Genomic DNA, 17,313 nt, shown 5'->3' with positions numbered 1-17,313 from the left:
CTTTGCGTATTGTTTTGCGGTATAATTCTCGACATCTTTATCCATTGTTTTTCAAAGCACAAACCATGACACGCAAAATCCTTGTCACTTCCGCGCTGCCGTATGCCAACGGCAGCATCCACCTCGGCCACATGGTCGAACACATCCAAACCGACGTTTGGGTACGCTTCCAAAAACTGCGCGGCCACGAATGCTACTACTGCTGCGCCGACGACACCCACGGCACGCCCGTGATGCTTGCCGCGCAAAAACAAGGCATCGCGCCCGAAGACATGATTGCCAAAGTGCGCGAAGAGCATCTCGCCGACTTTACCGGTTTTTTCATCGGCTACGACAATTATTACAGCACCCATTCCCCTGAAAACAAACAGTTTTCCCAAGACATTTACCGCGCGCTGAAAGCCAACGGCAAAATCGAAAGCCGTGTCATCGAGCAGCTTTTCGACCCTGAAAAACAAATGTTCCTGCCTGACCGCTTCGTCAAAGGCGAATGCCCGAAATGCCACGCCCAAGACCAATACGGCGACAACTGCGAAGTCTGCGGCACGACCTATTCCCCGACCGAACTGATCAACCCGTATTCCGCCGTTTCCGGTGCCAAACCCGAATTGCGCGAATCCGAACACTTCTTCTTCAAACTGGGCGAATGCGCCGACTTCCTCAAAGCATGGACTTCCGGCAACAACCCGCACGACGGCAAGCCCCATCTGCAACCCGAAGCCCTCAACAAAATGAAAGAATGGTTGGGCGAAGGCGAAGAAACCACCCTGTCCGATTGGGATATTTCCCGCGATGCACCGTATTTCGGTTTTGAAATCCCCGACGCGCCGGGCAAATACTTCTACGTCTGGCTGGACGCACCCGTCGGTTACATGGCGTCGTTTAAAAACCTGTGCGACCGCATCGGCATCGATTTCGACGAATACTTCAAAGCCGACAGCCAAACCGAGATGTACCACTTCATCGGCAAAGACATCCTCTATTTCCACGCCCTGTTTTGGCCTGCCATGCTGCATTTCTCCGGCCACCGCGCCCCGACCGGCGTGTACGCACACGGCTTTTTGACCGTAGACGGACAAAAAATGTCCAAATCGCGCGGCACGTTTATCACCGCCAAATCCTATTTGGAACAAGGCCTGAACCCTGAGTGGATGCGCTACTACATCGCCGCAAAACTCAACAGCAAAATCGAAGACATCGATTTGAACCTGCAAGACTTTATTTCGCGCGTCAACAGCGACCTCGTCGGCAAATACGTCAACATCGCCGCCCGCGCGTCAGGTTTCATCGCCAAACGCTTTGAAGGCCGTCTGAAAGATGTTGCCGACAGCGAATTGCTGGCAAAACTGACTGCGCAAAGCGAAGCCATTGCCGAATGCTACGAAAGCCGCGAATACGCCCGCGCCCTGCGCGACATCATGGCATTGGCGGACATTGTCAACGAATACGTTGATGCCAACAAACCTTGGGAACTCGCCAAACAAGAAGGCCAAGACGCACGCCTGCACGAAGTATGCAGCGAGCTCATCAACGCCTTTACCATGTTGACCGCCTACCTCGCCCCCGTATTGCCGAAAGTGGCCGAAAACGCCGCCAAATTCCTGAATTTGGAAGCCATCACTTGGGCAAATACATGCGAAACCTTGGGCGAACATGCCATCAACAAATACGAACATTTAATGCAACGAGTGGAGCAAAAACAAGTGGACGATTTAATCGAAGCCAACAAACAAAGCATCGCCGCAGCAGCCGCGCCTGCCACCGAAGAGAGCAAATACGAAAAAGTCGCCGAACAGGCCAGCTTCGACGACTTCATGAAAATCGATATGCGCGTCGCCAAAGTATTGAACTGCGAAGCCGTCGAAGGCAGCACCAAACTCCTGAAATTCGACCTCGATTTCGGTTTTGAAAAACGCATCATCTTCTCCGGCATCGCCGCGTCTTACCCAAATCCTGCTGAATTGAACGGCCGCATGGTCATCGCCGTCGCCAACTTCGCCCCGCGCAAAATGGCAAAATTCGGCGTATCCGAAGGCATGATCCTCTCCGCCGCCACAGCCGAGGGCAAACTGAAGCTCCTCGACGTTGACGCAGGCGCACAGCCCGGGGATAAAGTGGGCTAAGGCTTATCCAAACCATAAGGAGAAACCATGTTAAACCTTTCCGCACCGGTACTTAAAGAAATTGAGTTGCTTCATGATGCAGGCTTATCGGTTGGCGCTATTGTTACAGTGTTGCGTCTGAAATTTCCGGTAGAGCTCCATGATCGGGAGGACAAACAAATTGAAGAAGCCGTGCTTCTCATGATCAATCCGCCGCGAAAAGCACCTTCTCTTTCCCGCTAAGGTAGCGATACCGGTTGAAAGGTAAATTTGGTTATGCTTCAACAAAAGGCCGTCTGAATTTTTCAGACGGCCTTTTTATTTATCCAAACACTTATTTCCGTTAAAACTTTATCTCAACAATTCATCGGTAACGCGTTGCAGAAATTCGATGCGCTCGGGTTTGGCTTCACCTGATTCGGCAGCGGCTTTGACGGCGCAGCCGGGTTCGGCGCGGTGGGTGCAGTTGTGGAAACGGCACTGGCCGATAAGATGGCGCAGGTCGGGGAAGTATTGCAGTAAATCGGCGGCTTGGAGATGGTGCAGGCCGAATTCTTGCAGGCCGGGGGAATCGATGAGTCGGGTTTCTGCGTTTAAATCGTACAGTTGGGCATGGGTGGTGGTGTGTTTGCCGGAGTCGAGCGCGGTGGAAATGTCGCCGGTTCGGGCGGCTTGGTTGCCGAGTAGGGCGTTGGTCAGGGTGGACTTGCCCATGCCGCTTTGTCCGAGCAGGATGTTGGTTTGCCCTTCTAAAATGGGGCGCAGGATGTCGGCGTTTTCCAATGCGTTGGTTTCGACCACAGAATAGCCGAGGGTTTCGTAGAATTTGAGTTTCTCACGCCATTGGGCGGTTTCGGGGAGGTCGGCTTTGTTGAGGACGATAACGGCGTCGATGCCGGCCGCTTCTGCCGCGAGGAGGGCGCGTTGCAACAGGGCTTCGCTAGGTGAGGGGCTGGCGGCGGTTACGATGAGGAGTTGGGTAACGTTGGCGGCAATCAGTTTGGTTTTCCACGCGTCTTGGCGGTAGAGCAGGCTTTCGCGCGGGAGATAGTCTTCAATCACGACTTGTTCGCCGTTGATGGGGCTGATGTGGACTTGGTCGCCGCAGGCGAAATCGACGCGTTTTTTGCGGGTGGTGGCGTCATATGTTTGGCCGTCGGGGGTGCGGACGATATAGCGGCGGCCATAGCTGGTAATGATTTGGGCGGTATCGGTCATGATGGGGTTTATTGTTTGGAATGGTGTGATTGTACCGAAAGTCGGCTATGGCCGTCTGAAAACTTGTTTGCACCTTTTAACTTTCTTTGGCTTGGTTTTTTGGTGTTTCTGCCCTATATTTGCAATGTATTTGTTTTCAGGAGATTTTTTTATGGATTTCAGTCAGTTGCTCAATCAGGTTTTGGGTGCGGCTCAAAAAGGCGGCAAAGCGGTGGCGGACAGCCCGCTCAATTCTTTCGGCGGCGGTGCGCTGACGGGTGCTTTGGCATCGATGCTGTTGAAAAAGAAAAATACGAAGAAGCTGGTAAAGGCTGGCTCGGTCGCTGCTTTGGGTTTTCTGGCTTATAAAGGCTATCAAAACTGGAAACAAAACCGCCAGCAGGACGAATTGCCGCAAAGTGCGTTCCAACCTGCCGGTCTGATTGGTGAAAACCACAGCCGTGTGATTTTGCAAACGATGATTGCGGCGGCGGCTTCAGACGGCCTGATTGACGATGCGGAACGCGCGGCCATTGAGCGTGAAAGCGGCAACGATGCGGAAATGGCAGCATGGCTGCAGGCTGAATATGCGCAACCGGCCTCTATCGAGCAAATTGCCGCTTCTGTCGGCAGCGACGAGGCTTTGGCAGCTGAAACTTATCTGGCGGCCAGATTGGTCTGCGCGGACTTGTCACGCAAGGAAATCGTGTTTCTGAGCCGTTTGTCCCAAGCTTTGAATTTGGACGACCAACTGGTCGAAAGCTTGGAAAAACAGCTCGAATTGGCTTAAGCTTGATTTAAAAGGCCGTCTGAAACCTGATTTCAGACGGCCTTTCGACTTCATTTCGGAGTAAAATAACTCTTTCGACATATTAAAGGCTGTCTGAACATGAACAAACTTTTTTCCACATTCAAAACGTTTTTAGCCGCTTCGTCCGTCTTGGTATTGGCTGCCTGTCCGAGCGGCAACGCGCCGCAATCCAAACCTTCTACGCAGGGTCAAAATACGGTTTCGCGTCCTGCACCCAAACCGAAAGCCACGGTTGCGCTGGCTTTGGGCGGCGGCGCATCCAAAGGCTTTGCCCATATCGGGATTATTAAGGTTTTGAAAGAAAACAATATTCCGGTAAAAATCGTTACCGGCACATCCGCCGGCTCGATTGTCGGCAGTATGTACGCTTCGGGAATGTCGCCCGACCGCCTCGAATTGGAAGCGGAAATTTTGGGTAAAACCGATTTGGTGGATTTGACCTTGTCCACCAGTGGCTTCATCAAAGGTGAAAAACTGCAAAACTACATCAACCGCAAAGTTGGCAACCGACCGATGCAGCAGTTCCCCATCAAATTTGCCGCCGTTGCGACCGATTTTGAAAGCGGCAAACCGGTGGTGTTCAACGTAGGCAATGCCGGACAAGCCGTCCGCGCTTCTGCTTCGATTCCGAACGTGTTTCAACCTGTCGTTATCGGCAGCCGCAAATATGTAGACGGCGGCCTGTCGCAGCCCGTACCGGTCAGCGCGGCGAAAAAAATGGGTGCAAACTTCATCATTGCCGTCGATATTTCCGCCCGTCCGGCCAAAAATGTCAGCCAAGGCATGTTCTCCTATCTTGACCAAACCTTCAACGTGATGAGCCAAACCGCCTTGCACCAAGAATTGGGACAAGCCAATGTGATCATCAAACCGCAGGTTTTGGAGCTAGGTTCGGTTGGCGGTTTCGACCAAAAACAACGCGCCATCCAACTGGGCGAACAGGCCGCACGCGCCGCCCTGCCTGAAATCAAACGCAAACTGGCGGCATATCAGTATTAATTATCCGCCGTTTGAACAGGCCGTCTGAAAGTATGTTTTTCAGACGGCCTTTCTTGTGCAAATCTGCTAAAATCACGCGTTTCCTACAAATCATAAAATCCTAAAAAAATGAATATCTTTTACGAAGAGTCCGGCCAATTCAAAGTTGCCTCCATCGTCCAAAAAAACGACGCCACCTACCAAGTCGATACCCAACACGGCAAACGCACCAAAGTGAAGGCGAACAATGTCTTTGCCGAGTTTGACGGCGACATGGCGGCGTTTTTGGAAAACGCGCAGGCACAGGCGGCGGACATCGACACCGATTTATTGTGGGAAGTATGCGGCGAAGAAGAATTTTCCGCCGAAGCCATCGCCGAAGAATATTACGGCCATGCGCCGACCAAAACCGAGCTGGCGGCGACTTTGATTGCGCTTTACGCCGCGCCAATGTATTTCTACAAAAAAGCCAAAGGCGTGTTCAAAGCCGCGCCGGAAGAAACCTTAAAACAAGCGCTTGCCGCCATCGAACGCAAAAAACAGCAAGACGCACAAATCGACGCTTGGGCGGAAGCCTTGAAACGCGGCGAGATGCCGTCTGAAATCGCAGCAGATCTGAAAACCATCCTGCACGCGCCCGACAAGCAGTCGCTGACCTACAAAGCCTTTACCAAAGCCGCCGATGCGCTGAAAACCTCCGCCTACGAACTGGCGAAAAAAACGGGCGGCATTACGTCCATTCCCCAATACCTGCAAGACGGGTTTGAAATCAAATATTTCCCCAAAGGAACAGGTTTCCCCGACCTTCCGCTTCCCGAAATGCCCGACCTGCCCAAGGCCGATGTTACCGCCTTTTCCATTGACGACGAATCGACCACCGAAGTCGATGACGCCTTGAGCCTGACCGACTTGGGCAATGGCATGAAACGCGTCGGTATCCACATCGCTGCGCCGTCGCTTGCCATTAAACCAGGCGACAAAATGGAAAAAAACATCATGGAACGCTTGAGCACGGTTTATTTCCCCGGCGGCAAAATCACCATGTTGCCCGAAAACTGGATTGCCGCGTTCAGCCTTGATGCAGGCGCATACCGCCCTTCCATCAGCATTTATTTCGATGTGGACAGCGAGTTCAACGTCTGCGCGCCGACCTGCAAAATCGAAGCGGTCAACATCGCCGAAAACCTGCGCATTCAAACCATCGAGCCGCATTTCAACGCCGAAACCGGCTTGGACGAAGCAGGCGAAATGATGTTCGCCCACCATCAAGACCTGATTTGGTTCTATCAATTCGCCATCGCCCTGCAAAAAGCGCGCGGCAAATACGAGCCCGACCGTGCGCCGCAATACGATTACAGCATCGAATTGGATGAGGAAGGCAACGTATCCGTCGTCCGCCGCGAACGCGGTTCGCCCATTGATACGCTGGTCAGCGAGATGATGATTCTTGCCAACAGCACTTGGGCGCAAATGCTGGACGAAAACGAGCTGCCCGGCCTTTTCCGCGTCCAACCGGCAGGCAAAGTGCGCATGAGCACCAAATCCGAGCCGCACATCGGCATGGGCGTGCAGCATTACGGCTGGTTTACCTCGCCGCTGCGCCGCGCCGCCGACTACATCAACCAAAAGCAGCTGATCAGCCTGATAGACGATACTGCCGAGCCGCTGTATCAAAACAGCGATGCCGAGCTTTTCGCCGCGCTGCGCGACTTTGATGCCGCCTATACAGCCTACGCCGACTTCCAACACCAAATGGAAGCCTACTGGAGCCTCGTGTACCTGCAACAGCAAGGCACGAGCGAGCTGACGGCCACCATCCTCAAAGAGGACCTCGTCCGCATTGAAGGCCTGCCGCTGGTAACGCGCGCGACCGGTATTCCGTTTGACGCGCTGCCCAAATCGCAGGCATTGTTCAAAATCACTGAATTGGATGCCGAGAAGCAGTTTATCGCGCTCAACTATCAAAAAGCCGTTTTACCGGGCTGATAACGTTATTTCGTTTGAAAAAAAGCCGTCTGAACGCAGAAACAGAAATCTTTGATTTCGTTTTCATCCCTGTTCAGACGGCCTTCATCATCTAAAAATGCTACAATTCCCCTTTTCTGCCCATCATTTCAAACCATGAAAAAAAACGCCCCCCAATCCTTTGAAGAAGCCTTATCCCGCCTCGAAACCCTGACCCAGGCCATGCAAAGCAGCGAAATGCCGCTGGAAGACGCCCTGGCCGCCTATCAGGAAGGCAACGAATTGGTCAGATACTGCCAAACCAAATTGGCGGAAGTCGAGCAGAAACTGCAAGTCTTGGATGCCGGCGAACTGAAGGAGTTGAACCTTGAACCCGGCGAATGAACTCAAAACATGGCAGCAAAAAGCCCAAGCGCAAACCGAATTGCTGCTGGCGCATTTCTTGCCGTCTGAAAGCCAAGTGCCGCACGCGCTGCACGAAGCCATGCGTTACGTTACCCTCGGCGGCGGCAAACGGCTGCGCCCGCTCTTGGTGCTTGCCGCGTCCGAATTGGGCGAAGCAAACCAAAATGCCGTCGAGCAGGCGATGGCGGCTATTGAAATGGTACACGTCTATTCGCTGGTTCACGACGATATGCCGGCGATGGACAATGACAGCCTGCGGCGCGGTAAACCAACCTGCCATGTGCAATACGATGAAGCAACCGCCCTTTTGGTCGGCGATGCGCTGCAAACCCAAGCCTTTGATGTATTGAGCCGTCCGACAGGCCTGCCTGCCGAACGCCAGCTTGCCATGTTGTCCACACTGGCTCAGGCATCCGGCAGCCTCGGTATGGCGGGCGGACAAGCCATCGACCTTGCTAATGTCGGCAAAGCCATGAATCAGGCCGAATTGGAACAGATGCACAGCCTCAAAACCGGAGCGCTCATCCGCGCGGCCGTGGCTTTAGGCGCACTTTCCTGCCCAGACTTAACACCGGCGCAAATCCAAACCTTAGACCACTACGCCGCCAAATTGGGCCTGGCTTTCCAAGTGATCGACGATGTATTGGACTGCGAAGCCGATACCGCCACCTTGGGCAAAACCGCCGGCAAAGACTCGGACAACGACAAACCGACCTACGTCAAACTGATGGGCCTGCACGCTGCGCGTACTTACGCAGAAACGCTGATTGCAGAAGCCGTTGCACTGATCGAGCCATTCGGCGACAAAGCCTTGCGTCTGCGCCAACTGGCCGAGTTTGTTACCTCACGGAAAAACTAAACCTGCAAATAAATAAAGGCCGTCTGAAACCTGATTTTAGGTTTCAGACGGCCTTTTTAACAGCCTGTTTGGCTGGTATCAACCAAATACGGAGTCTTTCAAAATACGGCTCAGAAATCCCCCGCAGACTGCGTTTACAAGCCTCAGCCTGTCTGTTTAATCCAATAGGGCATCCACGAACGCTTTGGCATTAAACGGACGCAAATCGTCGATGCCTTCGCCTACGCCGATATAGCGGACAGGAACTGGGCGGTCAGAGGCAAGGGCGGCAAGGATACCGCCTTTGGCTGTACCGTCTAGCTTGGTGACGATCAGGCCGGTCAGACCCAGCGCTTCGTCAAAGGCTTTCACTTGGTTGACGGCGTTTTGACCGATGTTTGCATCCAAAACAACGATGATTTCATGTGGCGCATCAGGCATGGCTTTTTGCAACACGCGTTTCACTTTTTTAATTTCTTCCATCAAATGAAGCTGCGTCGGCAGACGGCCGGCTGTATCAGCCAGCACGATATCGATACCGCGCGCTTTCGCGGCTTGGACGGCATCAAAACAAACGGCTGCGGAATCGCCTGTGGTTTGCGAAATCACGGTCACATTGTTGCGCTCGCCCCAAGCTTGAAGCTGCTCACGCGCGGCGGCACGGAAAGTATCGCCTGCCGCCAGCAACACAGATTTGCCCTGCGCTTGGAAATATTTGGCCAGTTTGCCGATAGACGTGGTTTTACCTGCGCCGTTGATACCGGCAAGCATAATCACGAAAGGCTCCTTGGTTTCCGGTAAGACCAAAGGCTTCTCCAGAGGCTTAATCAAATCGTACAGCGCATCTTTCAGCGCACCGCGCAATTCGTTGCCGTCTTTGAGGCCTTTAAGGCTGACACGGTCGCGCACGTCTTTCATCAAGTATTCGGTAGCTTCCATGCCCATATCGCTGGTAATCAGCACGGTTTCCAGCTCTTCGTACAAATCCTCGTCGATTTGTCCGCCACCGAACACGCCGGCCAACGATTTTGCCATTTTGTCGCGTGATTTGGTCAAGCCTTGTTTCAAACGCGCAGCCCAACTGAGCTTTTGTTCTTCTGCCGGAGCAGGGGCTTCGGCTGAAGCCTCTGCAACAACTTCTTGAACTTGCTCGACAGCTTCGCTAACTGCCTCAACAGCTTCTTCTTTGACTGCTTCGGCCTGTTCCGCTACTTCTTCAGCAACCTCGGCCGCTTCAGACGGCATCTCGGCAACGGTTTCCTTTACCTGCTCAACAACCTCGCTGACGGTTTCAACAGCTTCTTCTTTGACTGCCTCAGCCTGTTCTGCCACTTCTTCAGCAGCCTCGACCGCTTCAGACGGCATCTCGGCAACGGTTTCTTTTACCTGTTCAACAGTCTCGCTGGCGGTTTCAACAGCCGCTTCTTTTGCCGCTTCAACGTGTTCTTCTACTTTTTCAACTGTTTCAGACGGCGTTTCGGTCAAAGTTTCCCGAACCTGCTCGACGGTTTCGCTGATAGTTTCAACAGCCGATTCGACAACTGATTCAACATGCCCTTTGACGCTTTCTGCTAAAGATTCGGCATCTTCTTTAATATTTTCAACTACTTGAGCAACTTCAGATTCTATTTTTGCTGCGGTTTCCTGAACTTGAGCCTCCTCAGGAGCCGGAGTTTCCTGTTTTTTCTTGCGACGGAAGAAGCTGAACATTAAATTTTCCTTTTAATTTTAGAAACTTGAAATAGGGAGTATTGTAGCGTATTTTACGTGGCAAGGTCGTCTGAAAATCAAGGTTGTCAGGTTTTGGCATTTCCAACGTCTAACGAGACAAACCATCCCCATACAGGAAACATAAAGATGAATCCCCGCACATTATTTTCACTTTGCACCAAGTTCAGCTGCCTGCTTGCACTTGGCGCCTGCTCATCCAAAATGATGGATACCGAAGCCGCAACCGTACCGCAGGCATTGTCCTCGTTGAAAACCCCTGACAACCGCCCTGCCAGTGTTTTCCTGAAAAAAGACAAACCCACCCTGATTAAATTTTGGGCAAGTTGGTGTCCTTTGTGTTTGTCCGAATTGGGACAAACCGAAAAATGGGCGCAAGATGCAAAATTCGGTTCTGCCAACCTGATTACCGTTGCCTCGCCCGGTTTTCTGCACGAGAAAAAAGACGGCGACTTTCAAAAATGGTATGCCGGTTTGAACTATCCTAAGCTGCCCGTCGTTACCGACAACGGCGGCACCATCGCCCAAAGCTTGAATATCGGCGTTTACCCTTCATGGGCATTAATCAGCAAAGACGGCGACGTGCAGCGCATCGTCAAAGGCAGTATCAACGAAGCGCAGGCATTGGCGTTAATCCGCGATCCCGATGCCGATTTAGGCCGTCTGAAAAACACATTTTACAAACCCGACACACAGAAAAAGGATTCAGCAATCATGAATACGCGCACCATCTACCTTGCCGGCGGCTGCTTCTGGGGCTTGGAAGCCTATTTCCAACGCATAGACGGCGTGGTGGACGCAGTATCCGGCTACGCCAACGGCAAAACGCAAAACCCAAGCTACGAAGACGTTTCCTACCGCGATACGGGCCATGCCGAAACCGTCAAAGTTACCTACGATGCCGACAAACTCAGCCTAGACGACATCCTGCAATACTATTTCCGCGTCGTTGACCCGACCAGCCTCAACAAACAAGGCAACGACACCGGCACGCAATACCGCAGCGGCGTGTACTACACCGACCCCGCCGAAAAAGCCGTCATCGCCGCCGCACTCAAACGCGAGCAGCAAAAATACAAACTTCCCCTCGTCATCGAAAACGAGCCGCTGAAAAACTTCTACGACGCCGAGGAATACCATCAGGACTACCTGATTAAAAACCCCAACGGCTACTGCCACATCGACATCCGCAAAGCCGACGAACCGCTGCCGGGCAAAACCAAAGCCGCCCCGCAAGGCAAAGGCTTTGACGCGGCAACGTATAAAAAACCAGGTGCTGCCGAACTCAAACGCCTCCTGACCGAAGAGCAATACCAAGTTACCCAAAACAGCGCGACCGAATACGCCTTCAGCCACGAATACGACCACTTGTTCAAACCCGGCATTTATGTGGACATCGTCAGCGGCGAACCCCTATTCAGCTCTGCCGACAAATTCGATTCCGGTTGCGGCTGGCCGAGCTTTACCCACCCGATTAATGCCTCTGCCGTTACCGAACACGATGATTTCAGCTACAACATGCGCCGCACCGAAGTGCGCAGCCATGCCGCCGACTCACACTTAGGACACGTTTTCCCCGACGGTCCGAAAGACAAAGGCGGCCTGCGCTATTGCATCAACGGCGCAAGTTTGAAATTCATTCCTTTGGAAGAAATGGACGCTGCCGGCTACGGCGCATTGAAAGACAAAGTAAAATAACGGTTTGAATCGAAAAAGGCCGTCTGAAATTTCTTTCAGACGGCCTTTTTAATTTGTCGGATATAGAGGGTTGGTTTCTTATCTATCAAAAAATCTCAATAACTAAGAAAATGCACCCTACAAAAACCTTTTAAATTCGTTTTGCCAACTCTTCGGCCTTACCCACATACAACGCAGGGGTCAGCTCAAGCAATTTGGCTTTGGCTTCTGCCGGAATTTCCAACGATTCGATAAAGAGTTTCAACACTTCAGGCGTAATGCCGTCTTTACCGCGTGTCAAGTCTTTCAGCTTCTCGTAAGGATTGGCCACGCCGTAACGACGCATTACAGTTTGAATCGGCTCGGCCAACAGCTCCCAAGTAGCGTCCAAATCGGCAGCAAGGGCGGCAGGATTCGGCTCAAGCTTGTTTAGACCGCGCAGATGGGCGGCAAAGCCCAATACGGTATAGCCCACGCCCACGCCCATATTGCGCAATACGGTGCTGTCGGTCAGGTCGCGCTGCCAACGGGAAATCGGCAGTTTTTCGGACAAAAAGCCCAATACGGCATTGGCCATACCGAGGTTGCCTTCGGAGTTTTCAAAGTCGATCGGATTGACTTTGTGCGGCATGGTGGAAGAACCGACTTCGCCTGCTTTGACTTTTTGTTTGAAGTAACCCAAAGAAATATAGCCCCAAACGTCGCGGTTGAAGTCGATCAGAATCGTGTTGACACGGCTGATGGCTTGGAAAAATTCCGCCATATAGTCGTGCGGCTCGATTTGAATAGTGTAGGGGTTGAAGGTCAGGCCGAGGCTGATTTCAACGAAGTTGCGGCAATGGTTTTCCCAATCCACATCAGGATAGGCGACCATATGGGCATTGTAGTTGCCGACTGCGCCATTGATTTTGCCGAGGAACTCTTGCGCTTGCAGGTTTTTAAACTGACGTTGCAGGCGGTACACGACATTGGCAATTTCTTTACCCAGTGTGCTTGGTGTAGCAGGCTGGCCATGCGTGCGGCTCATCATAGGGACGGCAGCCAACTCATGCGCCATGCCGGTCAGTTTTTCGATAATTTCGGCCAGTTTCGGCAGTAAAACAGCCTCACGCGCTTCTTGCAGCATTAAAGCGTGGGACAGGTTGTTGATGTCTTCGCTGGTGCAGGCAAAGTGGATGAACTCGCTGGCAGCAGCCACTTCAGGCACGCCGGAGAAGCGTTCTTTAAGCCAATATTCGATGGCTTTGACGTCGTGATTGGTGGTCGCCTCAATGGCTTTGACGGCGGCGGCATCTTCAAGTGAGAAGTTTTCGATCACTTTGTCGATTTCGGCAAGCGTAAAATCGCTGAAAGCAGGAACTTCTACAATCTTAGGCTCGGCGGCAAGGGCTTTGAGCCAGTTTAATTCAACTTTGACACGCGCACGCATCAGGCCGTATTCGGAGAAAATCGGACGCAATGCTTCAACGGATTTGGCGTAGCGGCCATCTAATGGGGAAAGTGCAGCGATAGGGTTAATCATGTCGGATCTTCCTATGGGATGAAAACCAAATTGTTTGCAATTATACATGATTTTACACTCCAAGGCCGTCTGAAAGACAGGTTTCAGACGACCTTTTCAGCGTATTTTTCATAAAATGCTTTTCAGAGGTTCAACTTTGCAAAATCGATTTACGATATATGCCATCTTCACGGATAATATCGACTGACTTTTTGTAAATAATGAGGTTTTATGAATATCAAACGTTTTTCCCTAGCTACAACCGTATTTGTGGCTTTGATGTTGAGTGCCTGTGAAACAACCACCACTTCAAGCGGCGGCGGTAGCTGGACCAACATCGGCACCATCTCTGAAGGCAATATCAAAGTGGCCATTGATAAAAGCAGCATTAAAAGAAATGGCGCACTGGTTACTTTCCGCGATAAAAAAACTGTTTCCAAACTGAAAGAGGAACGTTTCGTCAATACGCCTGCCTATAAAACGGCTATAGGCAGCTGGGAAATTCATTGCTCAAACAAAACCTATCGCTTGGCAGCGCTGCAACTGATGGATGAACACGGCCGGGTGATTTCCAACCAAAGCTATACGCCGACCAGCATCCGCCCAATGAGCGTCATGAGCGGCACGATTACTGAAAAACAATACGAAACTGTGTGCGGACATAAGCTTTAATACACACTTATTCACAAAGTTATCCACAGTTTGAATATTTAAAAGGCCGTCTGAATGCTTTGAATATCAAGTTTCAGACGGCCTTTTTATGTTTTTATGGAAATTTATCTTCAAATTTATCCACAAAATTTGTTTATTCAAAAATAATTTATTACAGCGATTCATTTACGCTCAAAGTTTGCTTCATTCTTTGCAAGAGCATTTCACAAAATACTGCTTTATACTCTATTTATTGACTTACTATCTGCTTAATCGATCTGTATTTACAGACTACTATGTATCAAACTGGATCTGCACTAAATGCTTTTCACACAGGTATTCCAATCTTTTGGAAAAAATTTGCTTCTTCAAATAAATACCTTTCCTTTGATGATACAACCCTTCTTTAACGTAGCCTTGCCCCTGTTTCTCCGTCAATAATCTGGCTAGGCGTTTTCTGCTTACCTATCAATCCGCCTACAACCCAGACTTTCCTACCAAACTGTCTTCTGACTTCCCTTTCCGTTTTGCATGCCCGTTTTCCTGCACGATTGCATGAAGTAGAGACTAAAGGCATTTCCAAAACCTGACACAAACGCCTTGCACCTGCGTGCGCAGGAACCCTGACAGCCAATTTACTGCGTCTTTTTCCCCGCAATGAGGGCAATACTTTTTTGCCGGCCGGCAATAAAAAAGTTTTCGGAGCAGGCCATGCTTCATGCAGCATGGTTTGGATATTTTCAGACGGCCTTTGCAACAAAGGTTGCAACTGTTCCAAGCTATGGCCAATGACAATCATGCCTTTGTGTTGCGGTCGTTTTTTCAGATGAATCAGTTGATTGAGTGCTTTAGGCAAAGTAGGGACACAGCCCAAGCCATAGCAAGACTCGGTAGGATAGGCGACCAAACCGCCTTTTTTAAGATGCGCCTGCAACCTGCGTTGGGCTGCAGCCGATAAAATTCTGGGGAACATCATCATAATACCAAGGCCGTCTGAAACTGCGATTGTCGGACAATCTGTGTTCAGACGGCCTATTTCTATTCATTATTAACGGTTGATGGCTTTATCGGCAATGTCCTTACGGTATTGCATACCGTCAAAACGGATGGTTTCCAATGCCTCATAAGCCTTGCTTTTAGCTTGGGCAACATCATCGCCCAAACCGACTACACACAACACACGGCCGCCGTTGGTTATAACTTCGCCTTTTTCATTCGTTGCAGTACCGGCATGGAAAACTTTACCGATTTGATTGGCCTTATCCAAGCCGAAGATCACATCGCCTTTTTTCGGAGAGTCAGGATAATTTTGTGCAGCCAACACCACGCCTACTGCAGTCTGCAGATTCCATTCGGCAGCAACACTATCCAGTTTGCCGTCGATTGCCGCTTCAACCAAGTCCACCAAATCGCTATCCAAACGGCTCATAATCGGCTGGGTTTCAGGGTCGCCGAAACGGCAGTTGAATTCGATGGTATAAGGCGCGCCGGTTTTATCAATCATCAAGCCTGCGTATAAAAAGCCGGTAAATTCATGACCTTCTGCTTTCATACCGGCCACGGTCGGCAAAATAATTTCATTCATCGCGCGCTCGTACACATCAGGCGTTACCACCGGAGCAGGACTGTATGCGCCCATACCGCCGGTATTAGGGCCTTTGTCGTCATCCAGCAGGCGTTTATGGTCTTGACTGGTTGCCATCGGCAAAACATGATTGCCGTCCACCATAACGATAAAGCTTGCTTCCTCGCCTTGCAAGAAATCTTCAATCACGACGCGCGCGCCTGCATTGCCCATTTTATTGCCCAACAACATATCGTCGATAGCCGCATGGGCTTCATCCAAAGTCATGGCGACAATCACGCCTTTACCTGCAGCCAAACCATCCGCCTTAATAACAATCGGCGCACCTTTTCGATTGACGTAATCATGTGCCGCATCGGCATTTTCAAAGGTTTGGTATTGCGCAGTCGGAATCTTATATTTTGCCATAAATGCTTTAGCAAAATCTTTTGAACTCTCCAGTTGGGCCGCGTATTGAGTTGGGCCAAAAATCTTCAACCCGGCAGCACGGAAATCATTCACCACACCGGCAGCCAAAGGAGCTTCAGGGCCGACCACGGTAAAGGCAATATTTTCATTACGGCAAAAATCAATCAAATCTTGATGCGCCGTCAACGCTATATTCTGCAGTTTAGGCTCAATTGCCGTTCCGGCATTACCAGGTGCTACAAAGACAGTTCCTACCTTAGACGACTGCGCCAATTTCCAAGCCAGTGCGTGTTCACGTCCACCATTACCAATAACGAGCAATTTCATACCATCTCCTTGAAGAATAGATGTTGTAAATAAAATTCAATCGATGGAATATTGTTCCATCTTGCATAGCTGTTTCAAATTAAGAATAATATTGCACCAAGACAACCATACTCTAATTTCAAACAACGAAAGGACAAATCATGCAAAAACGTATTGATGAAATTCAAAGCAAATACCGCGAATGGTGCGAATTACTGCCGCAACTGGAAGCAGATATCGCCCGCTGGAAACATGCTGCAAGCCTCATGCAAGACATGGATGACTTCTATACCAACGAATACCAAGCATGCCATCAAGCCATTGAAGAAGGTGCAGATGTTGATTTACGTACACAGGGTGAATACAGCATTATGAGCGAAGATGCCCTATGGAACGCACTGGGGGAATTTCATCAACTGGCTTGGGAACACCTACGCTCAAGCGTAAATGCTTTAGACAGATACCAAGTCTAAAATATCAAAGGCCGTCTGAAACTTTTGATTTCTCAAATATGTTCAGACGACCTTTATTCAAACGGCTTTTCAGTATCTACTTCAATTTGGCGCGTATTTTTCCAAGCAGCAATACAAGCTTCATAATCGGCCAACGCTATTTTCACTGTCAACTTACAATCCAGTTGCAAATCCTGTTCCACAATATCGGCCTGATATTGTTTGGCAATCCGTATAGCCTCATTCAAAATAGGATATTCACATTTCAACCAAACTGTCTTTTCGACATTCTTTTCAACAACTTCAGCTATCGCCAATGCCTGAGCCGTTGATTCCTTATAAGCATGAATCAGACCAGGAACACCCAATAGCGTACCGCCAAAATAACGCACAATCACAACCAACACATCCGTTACGCCGACAGAATCAATCTGCCCCAGAATAGGGCGGCCTGCACTTCCGGACGGTTCTCCATCATCGTTTGCGCGAAATTGCATTCCATCCACACCCAATCGGTAAGCGTAACACCAATGTCGTGCCTTGTGATGCTCTTCCTTTAATGGGTCGAGATATTTCTTCACATCGGCCAAAGTGCGAATCGGATAGGCGTATGCTATGAAGCGGCTGCCTTTATCTTTAAATTCAGCCTGTGTCGGTGTGGTAATGGTTTTATAGGTCGTAATCATGCCAAAATATTTTCAGACGGCCT

At 50.5% G+C, this 17,313-nt stretch carries 16 protein-coding genes; 10 read left to right on the top strand and 6 right to left on the bottom strand.

Annotated elements, in window-relative coordinates; translation table 11 throughout:
* Positions 1-65: 65 nt before the first annotated feature.
* Both metG and O3661_RS00375 read left to right on the top strand, forming a co-directional pair.
* Positions 66-2,123, top strand: coding sequence for a methionine--tRNA ligase (gene metG / locus O3661_RS00380; protein ID WP_371491904.1), 2,058 nt, complete (start codon positions 66-68; stop codon positions 2,121-2,123).
* A 27-nt stretch (positions 2,124-2,150) separates the two neighbouring features.
* A complete protein-coding gene (locus O3661_RS00375; protein WP_049349216.1) occupies positions 2,151-2,345 on the top strand; it encodes a hypothetical protein in 195 nt (64 codons plus the stop codon).
* A gap of 108 nt (positions 2,346-2,453) precedes the next feature.
* Here the strand turns inward: O3661_RS00375 and rsgA are convergent, their stop codons facing one another.
* Positions 2,454-3,320 (bottom strand): ribosome small subunit-dependent GTPase A, encoded by an 867-nt coding sequence (gene rsgA, locus O3661_RS00370; RefSeq protein ID WP_371491903.1) that lies wholly within the window; start codon positions 3,318-3,320, stop codon positions 2,454-2,456.
* Positions 3,321-3,471: 151 nt separating this feature from the next.
* Between rsgA and O3661_RS00365 the strand changes: the two genes are divergently transcribed.
* The 5 genes from O3661_RS00365 (at position 3,472) to O3661_RS00345 (ending at position 8,317) form a co-directional block, all read left to right on the top strand.
* Positions 3,472-4,089 (top strand): tellurite resistance TerB family protein, encoded by a 618-nt coding sequence (locus tag O3661_RS00365; protein WP_371491901.1) that lies wholly within the window; start codon positions 3,472-3,474, stop codon positions 4,087-4,089.
* 99 nt (positions 4,090-4,188) lie between these two features.
* Positions 4,189-5,109 carry a patatin-like phospholipase family protein gene (locus O3661_RS00360; protein ID WP_371491899.1) on the top strand — a complete coding sequence of 307 codons (921 nt, stop codon included), beginning with the start codon at positions 4,189-4,191 and terminating at the stop codon, positions 5,107-5,109.
* A 108-nt stretch (positions 5,110-5,217) separates the two neighbouring features.
* The gene (locus tag O3661_RS00355) at positions 5,218-7,074 is read left to right on the top strand and encodes a ribonuclease catalytic domain-containing protein (protein WP_371491898.1); all 1,857 of its coding nucleotides are present in this window, start codon (positions 5,218-5,220) and stop codon (positions 7,072-7,074) included.
* A 135-nt stretch (positions 7,075-7,209) separates the two neighbouring features.
* Entirely contained in the window at positions 7,210-7,437 is a 228-nt protein-coding gene (locus O3661_RS00350; protein WP_003681131.1) for an exodeoxyribonuclease VII small subunit, read from the top strand.
* Entirely contained in the window at positions 7,421-8,317 is an 897-nt protein-coding gene (locus O3661_RS00345; protein WP_371491897.1) for a polyprenyl synthetase family protein, read from the top strand. The genes O3661_RS00350 and O3661_RS00345 overlap by 17 nt, the downstream gene beginning before the upstream one ends.
* 156 nt (positions 8,318-8,473) lie before the next feature.
* On the opposite strand, the gene ftsY is transcribed toward O3661_RS00345, so the two are convergent.
* Positions 8,474-10,006 carry a signal recognition particle-docking protein FtsY gene (gene ftsY / locus O3661_RS00340; RefSeq protein WP_371491896.1) on the bottom strand — a complete coding sequence of 511 codons (1,533 nt, stop codon included), beginning with the start codon at positions 10,004-10,006 and terminating at the stop codon, positions 8,474-8,476.
* 147 nt (positions 10,007-10,153) lie between these two features.
* Between ftsY and msrAB the strand changes: the two genes are divergently transcribed.
* Entirely contained in the window at positions 10,154-11,722 is a 1,569-nt protein-coding gene (gene msrAB / locus O3661_RS00335) for a bifunctional peptide-methionine (S)-S-oxide reductase MsrA/peptide-methionine (R)-S-oxide reductase MsrB (RefSeq protein WP_371491894.1), read from the top strand.
* Between the two features lie 130 nt (positions 11,723-11,852).
* On the opposite strand, the gene purB is transcribed toward msrAB, so the two are convergent.
* Positions 11,853-13,223: an adenylosuccinate lyase gene (gene purB, locus O3661_RS00330; RefSeq protein WP_070826694.1), complete on the bottom strand. Its 1,371-nt coding sequence runs from the start codon at positions 13,221-13,223 to the stop codon at positions 11,853-11,855.
* Between the two features lie 210 nt (positions 13,224-13,433).
* Here purB and O3661_RS00325 point away from each other — a divergent pair, with 210 nt between their 5' ends.
* Positions 13,434-13,874, top strand: a complete 441-nt coding sequence (locus O3661_RS00325) for a surface-adhesin E family protein (protein ID WP_070826693.1) — start codon at positions 13,434-13,436, stop codon at positions 13,872-13,874.
* Positions 13,875-14,259: 385 nt separating this feature from the next.
* Here the strand turns inward: O3661_RS00325 and O3661_RS00320 are convergent, their stop codons facing one another.
* Together O3661_RS00320 and purD are read right to left on the bottom strand one after the other, a co-directional pair.
* Complete coding sequence (locus O3661_RS00320; protein ID WP_039861929.1) at positions 14,260-14,829, bottom strand: L-threonylcarbamoyladenylate synthase; 570 nt, start codon at positions 14,827-14,829, stop codon at positions 14,260-14,262.
* 72 nt (positions 14,830-14,901) lie between these two features.
* Entirely contained in the window at positions 14,902-16,173 is a 1,272-nt protein-coding gene (gene purD / locus O3661_RS00315; protein ID WP_371491891.1) for a phosphoribosylamine--glycine ligase, read from the bottom strand.
* Between the two features lie 140 nt (positions 16,174-16,313).
* Here purD and O3661_RS00310 point away from each other — a divergent pair, with 140 nt between their 5' ends.
* The gene (locus tag O3661_RS00310) at positions 16,314-16,625 is read left to right on the top strand and encodes a DUF4298 domain-containing protein (RefSeq protein ID WP_371491889.1); all 312 of its coding nucleotides are present in this window, start codon (positions 16,314-16,316) and stop codon (positions 16,623-16,625) included.
* Between the two features lie 53 nt (positions 16,626-16,678).
* Here O3661_RS00310 and O3661_RS00305 read toward each other — a convergent pair whose 3' ends face one another.
* On the bottom strand, positions 16,679-17,290 hold the full coding sequence (locus O3661_RS00305) for a YigZ family protein (RefSeq protein ID WP_371491888.1): 612 nt from the start codon (positions 17,288-17,290) through the stop codon (positions 16,679-16,681).
* Positions 17,291-17,313 lie beyond the last annotated feature (23 nt).

Origin of the sequence: Neisseria sp. 20925_1_37 (assembly GCF_041433255.1) — a bacterium.
Taxonomy (GTDB): Bacteria; Pseudomonadota; Gammaproteobacteria; order Burkholderiales; family Neisseriaceae; genus Neisseria; species Neisseria flavescens_D.
This window is presented reverse-complemented; position numbering and strand designations above follow the sequence as displayed.